Genomic DNA, 5,910 nt, shown 5'->3' with positions numbered 1-5,910 from the left:
GTTGAATTTTAATACATCTTTATTATGAAAATAAAATATTTAAAATATTTATTATTCGCCATGGGTATCTTAATCACTTCCTGTAAAGAAGATTATCTGGATACAGTTAAGGAAGATTCCTATACCAGTCAGAACTATTGGCAAACAACTGATCAGGCAAAAATGTATGTAACTTCCTGTTATAATTACATAAGGGATGAATGGTGGAAAACTTTTTTAACCTGTGCTACCGATGATAGTTATTCATGGAGTGATTGGCCAAGTGATATCCGTTTGTTGGGCAATGGTACGGCGACTGCCAGCAGTGGTACCATTAATCATTTCTGGTCTTATTATTACCAGGCTATTGCCACGGCCAATATTGTGCACGATAATATTGGCTCTGTACCTAATATGGACGAGACCTTAAGAAAACGCTTAGACGGTGAGGCCCGATTCTTTAGGGATTATGCTTACCAGCAGTTAATCGGGCTTTATGGAGATGTACCCCTGATTGATCATTTGCAGAAAATCAGCGAATTTAAAGCTGCAAAAACGCCCAAAGCTGATGTTGTTAAATTTATTGTCAATGACATAGATGCATATAGTGCAAATCTTCCCTTGTCATACGCGGATGCTTCCGACCAGGGCCGTGTCACCAGGGGAGCTGCCCTGGCTCTTAAAGCAAGGGTGTTGCTTTATGACGGCCAATGGGTTGAAGCGGCCAAAGCGGCCAAAGCGGTAATGGATTTAGGGGTATACAGTATTGATCCCAATTATTCCAGCTTATTTGATGGGACAAATGAAAGCAGCAAGGAAATTATTCTGGCAGGGCAATATGTTCCCACATCCAAAAGTTCGCTTGCAACCTGGGTTGGGGGTCCATACGTTGGGGGATGGTCCCAGGTGGTTCCTACCCAGGCACTTGTTGATGCTTATGAATGTACGGATGGAAAGACCATTGATCAATCTCCTCTTTATAATCCGCAACATCCTTATGACAACCGGGATCCCCGGCTGAAAATGACCATTGTAGTACCCGGAAGTGTAGTAAACGGAATTACCATTGATGTAACCAATCCTACTTCTCCTTATCGCCTGGGACAAAATAATGCATCCTATACTGCTTATTACTACAAAAAATACACTCCAGCTGTCATAGATGGATCGTGGGATGGCAATTCAACCAACGATATTATCGTCCTTCGTTATGCCGAGGTCCTGCTCACCTATGCTGAGGCCAAAATTGAAGCCAACGACATTGATGCCTCGGTTTATAATGCAATAAACCAGGTACGCCAGCGTGCCAGCGTCAACCAGCCGCCTATTTCTTCAGGTAAATCTCAGACCGAGCTGCGCAGCATTGTCCGCAGAGAGCGCCGCATAGAATTTGCTATAGAAGAACAGCGCCTCTTCGACATACGCCGCTGGAAGATTGCGGAAAATGTTATGCCAGGTGATTTACACGGAATTTTCAACAATTTTGACAATAAACGTGCCGACTTTGGGAAAAATGTATTGGTTGAAACCCGCATATTTAACCCTGCCCGCGATTATGTCTGGGGATATCCACAGGGAGAAGTCGACCTCAACAAAAATCTAGTTCAAAATCCCAAATGGTAAGAGGAAAAGTCTATAGATTTCTTATTTTTGATTAAAAAGGGGATATAAGCATATGTATCCCTTTTTTGATGTGAATTGATCACTCCCTGAAATTAGTTTACCTAAAAATGAATTTTGTTATAAAACCAATCGCAGATATTTTGAAAAACATCTATTTGAAAGGTTCATGATTGCTGCGGTTGAAGATACCTGGTAGGGCAAATACGGGTACAATTGCGGATAATCATCTTAAATTTTATCCATTAATAATTTATCAAGAGGGATATTTCTTATTTTTGATTCAACCCATACAGTAAAATCAAATATCCGAAGTAGTTGCCGCTCGTATTTATTATTTTGAATGTCCGAAAGTTCCGGGCTAATCTTTGCCCAAAGTTGAAGTCTGTCTTTTTGGGACATTCCATCAATTGGTTTGTTAATAAATTTTAACATTAGAGTTTCAATCTGATAAATTCTTTCTTTGTTTTGAATTTCATGCTTAAAAGATCTAACCTCAGATTCAATATAGTCGAATTCCTTCAATTCATAAAGGATCATTAGATTAACAAGTCTAATGGTCCTAAATAAAGGGAGTGAGAAGATATTTTTCCCATTCATCATAATTTGACTAATAACCTTATGAGCTTTAGTAAATTCTTTGGTTCCCAGATAAACCAGTGCAATATTTAATAAGAGTTTTGCTTTTCTGGCAGGAATCAACATGTCAATTTTATTGTATAAAGCTTCTTTTTTCCCATCTATAAATGCTTTTGCTTCGTTAAACCTACCTGTGTCTATAAGCGAAACTAGCTTATACATATTAACGACGTATTGAATCTGAATTTTAAATTGATTTGAGGATGTTTCAATGGCTTCTAATGGTGCGATAAAATAGCTCATTTCTGCATAATTCTTGATAGCGCGCAAACTTTCAAGTATTCCTTCAATGGTCATTAGATAGTATATGGGAGGATTACTAAACAGGTGCCTGTTTTGTTCGTAGTCTTTATTTAGTTCGTAAAGCGAGAAAAGAGCAGACTTATAATCTCCCACATTAATTAAATAATTTGCCTGAAATAGCTTATGATTTTTTTTGATTTCAAAGTTTTCAAAATTGGAATTTGACACAATACTCATTTCACTAACGACCAAATCACTTAATTCCTGTTTTTGTTTATTGGATCTGGCAGCCCCTTTATGCAAAATTCGGTATCTAAGAATCTCATACAATGAAGCATGTTCATTGATTTTTCGAATTTTTTTCAGGGTGTTATTTATTTCATATTGTTTGTTAAGTAGTTCTTGCTCACTTATCCCTGGAAAATCTAAAATTAAAAGATAATCAAGCTCCATCTTTTGTGCAACAAGTAGTATGTTATATTTCTCGAACAGCATAGCTTCGTTTTGCACTTTTATAAGCAATTGAAAACATTCATGATATAGTGATTTTTCAAATAGAACTTTCGCGTTCATTAATAAATTGAAAAGAGTAAAGAAGCTATCTTGATTTGTTCGCAATTGACTCAATATAGAGATTAAAGTATCAAAAAGATAATTTACTGAGGTATTTAAAGCCGAACCGGGACGTTTTTTTGTAAATTCTTCTTTTATAATATCTTGAGAATTAATCGGATGCTTATTAATAAGTTTATATAAGAATAGGTAGTCTGTATTGTCATCTGAGAGATTCAATGTGGAAGAAATTTTTTTTCGTTCTGATTTGCTTAACGAATTTATAAGCAAAATTAAGGATGAAAACTTTGACATGATTTTTTTTGTAAGGATACAAATTTTTTGGATCAATAAAAAAAAAGTGATGAGAGACGACCAAGTATGTAAATACTTAATCAAAAGAGAAATCTGAAATTTCCAAGCCCTCTAATAGGGGTACGGAATGCTTTAATTTAAAAAATTGAAAAATTCGGCAGAAGCACTGATTGGTGACTTGATGATCAAAGTAATTTAGAATGTTTTAATAGGGGCTTGCTTCCAGGGAATGAAATATAATCCTCTTTAATGATTAAATTTTTGCCTTTCCAACCCGGTCAAACCAGGGGCAATTTTGTAAATGCAACTTTTTTATACTTATTTCTTTTAATTTTCCATAGTGGTTACAAAAAAAAGTGATTTCTTTTTGTTGCAATTTCTTTTGTTGCAATTTCTTTTTGTTTCAATTTCTTTTTACACATCCGCAAAAATATTTTTAGTAATTATTGTTGAAAATATCACTAAATTGTTTTATATATATTCTATATAATTAATTATCAGTTTGTTGTAATTATAAAATTTTAATATCTATTGTTTATATTTATTAATTCTCTATTTTTTTTGTTTTTATAATATTCCTAGGTCATTTATGTTTGTTTACGAAATAAGAATAATAGTAAAAATCAATTTTTCACAAAAAATACAAATTTCATGAGCAAAAATAAAATCGTAGTTATAGGGAGTTGCAATACAGATATGGTGGTGAAATCAAATAGATTGCCTGTTCCTGGCGAAACAGTTCTTGGGGGCGCATTTATGATGAATCCGGGAGGTAAAGGAGCTAATCAAGCCGTCGCAATTGCACGTTTAGGAGGCAATGTTACTTTTATTTCTAAAACAGGAAATGATTTATTTGGAAAACAATCCATAGAGATGTATAGTGATGAAAATATCAACACGGATTTTATTTTTTCGGATCCAAATTTACCCTCTGGCGTCGCTCTCATTATGGTTGATACAAATGGGGAAAATTGCATTGTTGTTGCTTCCGGTGCCAATTCAAGCTTAAATACAAAAGATATTGAAAAAGCCAGAAAAGTGATTGAAAGTGCAGATATTTTATTGATGCAACTTGAAATACCGATGGAAACTGTTGAATATGCAGCAAAGATAGCTTGTGAAAAAGGTATTAAAGTGATTTTGAATCCTGCACCGGCTGCTTTTTTGTCAAATGATTTGCTGAAGTGTTTGTATGCAATTGTTCCCAATAAAACCGAAGCGGAAATGCTTACTGGGATAAAAGTTGTGGATTTAGATTCAGCAAAACAAGCAGCAGACATTATCAGTTCAAAAGGTGTTGACATAGTTATTATTACTTTGGGATCAAAGGGTGCATTGGTTAAAGAAGGGAATATATATTATGAGGTTCCAGCTGAGAAGGTTACTGCTATTGACACCACTGCAGCAGGTGATACATTTTGTGGTGCATTATGTATAGCTATTTCAGAAGGTTTCACAACAGAAGATGCGGTAAAAATGGCGAATAAAGCATCTGGAATAACAGTAACACGTGCAGGAGCACAATCATCAATTCCGTACAGGAAGGAACTTAACCTATAACTATCTGGATTTAATTCTTTCAAAATATAGATGCCTTAATTACAAACTAAAAAAATCAAAATTATGTTTATTGTCGAAAATTATTCATTGGCTGTGGTGTTTTGCATAGTTACTATGCTCTGCTGGGGTTCTTGGGGTAATACCCAAAAACTGGCAGCCAAAACCTGGCGTTATGAGCTCTTTTATTGGGATTATGTTATTGGCATTTTGCTGTTTAGTCTTGTCTTGGGATTCACGCTGGGTAGCTTTGGCGAAAATGGACGTTCGTTTATTCCAGATTTAAAACAAGCTGATTTAGCTAATATCGTTAGTGCTATAATTGGTGGTATAATTTTCGATGCTGCCAATATCTTACTCTCTGCCTCTATATCATTGGCTGGATTGGCGGTAGCATTTCCCCTAGGTGTTGGAATAGCGTTGGTTCTAGGTGTGTTTGTGAATTATTTCTCGACTCCCAAAGGTGATCCCTGTCTTTTATTTTTAGGGGTTTCCCTTATTATGTTGGCTATCATTTTTAATGGTATTGCTGCTGGCAAAATGAAAAAGGGAGAGAGCGGAAAATCAAATAAAAAAGGAATATTGTTAGCCATATTTGCCGGAGTTTTAATGGCATTCTTCTATCGTTTTGTAGCAGCTGCCATGGACTTAAATAATTTCGAACAACCTTCCCCCGGAAAGTTAACCCCTTATTCTGCTTTCTTCATTTTCTCTATAGGAATTTTTGTGAGCAATTTTGTTTTCAATACCCTTTTCATGAAAAAGCCGATTGAAGGAACTCCCGTTTCTTATAAACAATATTTTCAGGGGAATTTCAAAACCCATTTAGTAGGAATTATAGGCGGTTGTATATGGGCATTAGGGACTTCATTGAGTTATATCGCAGCAGGTAAGGCGGGCGCTGCTATTTCTTATGGTTTAGGACAAGGTGCAACAATGATTGCGGCCATTTGGGGCGTATTTATCTGGAAAGAATTTAAAGGTGCTTCAAAACAAACCAATTGG

4 protein-coding genes are annotated in these 5,910 nt (G+C 35.6%); 3 read left to right on the top strand and 1 reads right to left on the bottom strand.

What is annotated here, in order from left to right:
• The first annotated feature begins 24 nt into the window (after window positions 1-24).
• Window positions 25-1,602 carry a RagB/SusD family nutrient uptake outer membrane protein gene (locus Q8907_11595; protein MDP4274911.1) on the top strand — a complete coding sequence of 526 codons (1,578 nt, stop codon included), beginning with the start codon at window positions 25-27 and terminating at the stop codon, window positions 1,600-1,602.
• Between the two features lie 228 nt (window positions 1,603-1,830).
• Here the strand turns inward: Q8907_11595 and Q8907_11590 are convergent, their stop codons facing one another.
• Window positions 1,831-3,348 carry a hypothetical protein gene (locus Q8907_11590; protein ID MDP4274910.1) on the bottom strand — a complete coding sequence of 506 codons (1,518 nt, stop codon included), beginning with the start codon at window positions 3,346-3,348 and terminating at the stop codon, window positions 1,831-1,833.
• Window positions 3,349-3,999: 651 nt separating this feature from the next.
• Between Q8907_11590 and rbsK the strand changes: the two genes are divergently transcribed.
• A complete protein-coding gene (gene rbsK / locus Q8907_11585) occupies window positions 4,000-4,908 on the top strand; it encodes a ribokinase (protein ID MDP4274909.1) in 909 nt (302 codons plus the stop codon).
• A 63-nt stretch (window positions 4,909-4,971) separates the two neighbouring features.
• On the top strand, window positions 4,972-5,910 hold a 939-nt coding region (locus Q8907_11580; protein MDP4274908.1), incomplete at its 3' end, for a GRP family sugar transporter.

This window comes from Bacteroidota bacterium (genome assembly GCA_030706565.1).
Taxonomy (GTDB): Bacteria; Bacteroidota; Bacteroidia; order Bacteroidales; family JAUZOH01; genus JAUZOH01.
The sequence above is the reverse complement of the archived record's forward strand: the minus strand, read 5'-3'. Positions and strand labels throughout refer to the sequence as shown.

Coding starts and splice junctions, on each gene's coding strand:
- Q8907_11595 (MDP4274911.1), top strand. CDS start 25: ATGAAAATAAAATATTTAAAATATTTATTATTCGCCATGGGTATCTTA.
- Q8907_11590 (MDP4274910.1), bottom strand. CDS start 3,348: ATGTCAAAGTTTTCATCCTTAATTTTGCTTATAAATTCGTTAAGCAAA.
- rbsK (MDP4274909.1), top strand. CDS start 4,000: ATGAGCAAAAATAAAATCGTAGTTATAGGGAGTTGCAATACAGATATG.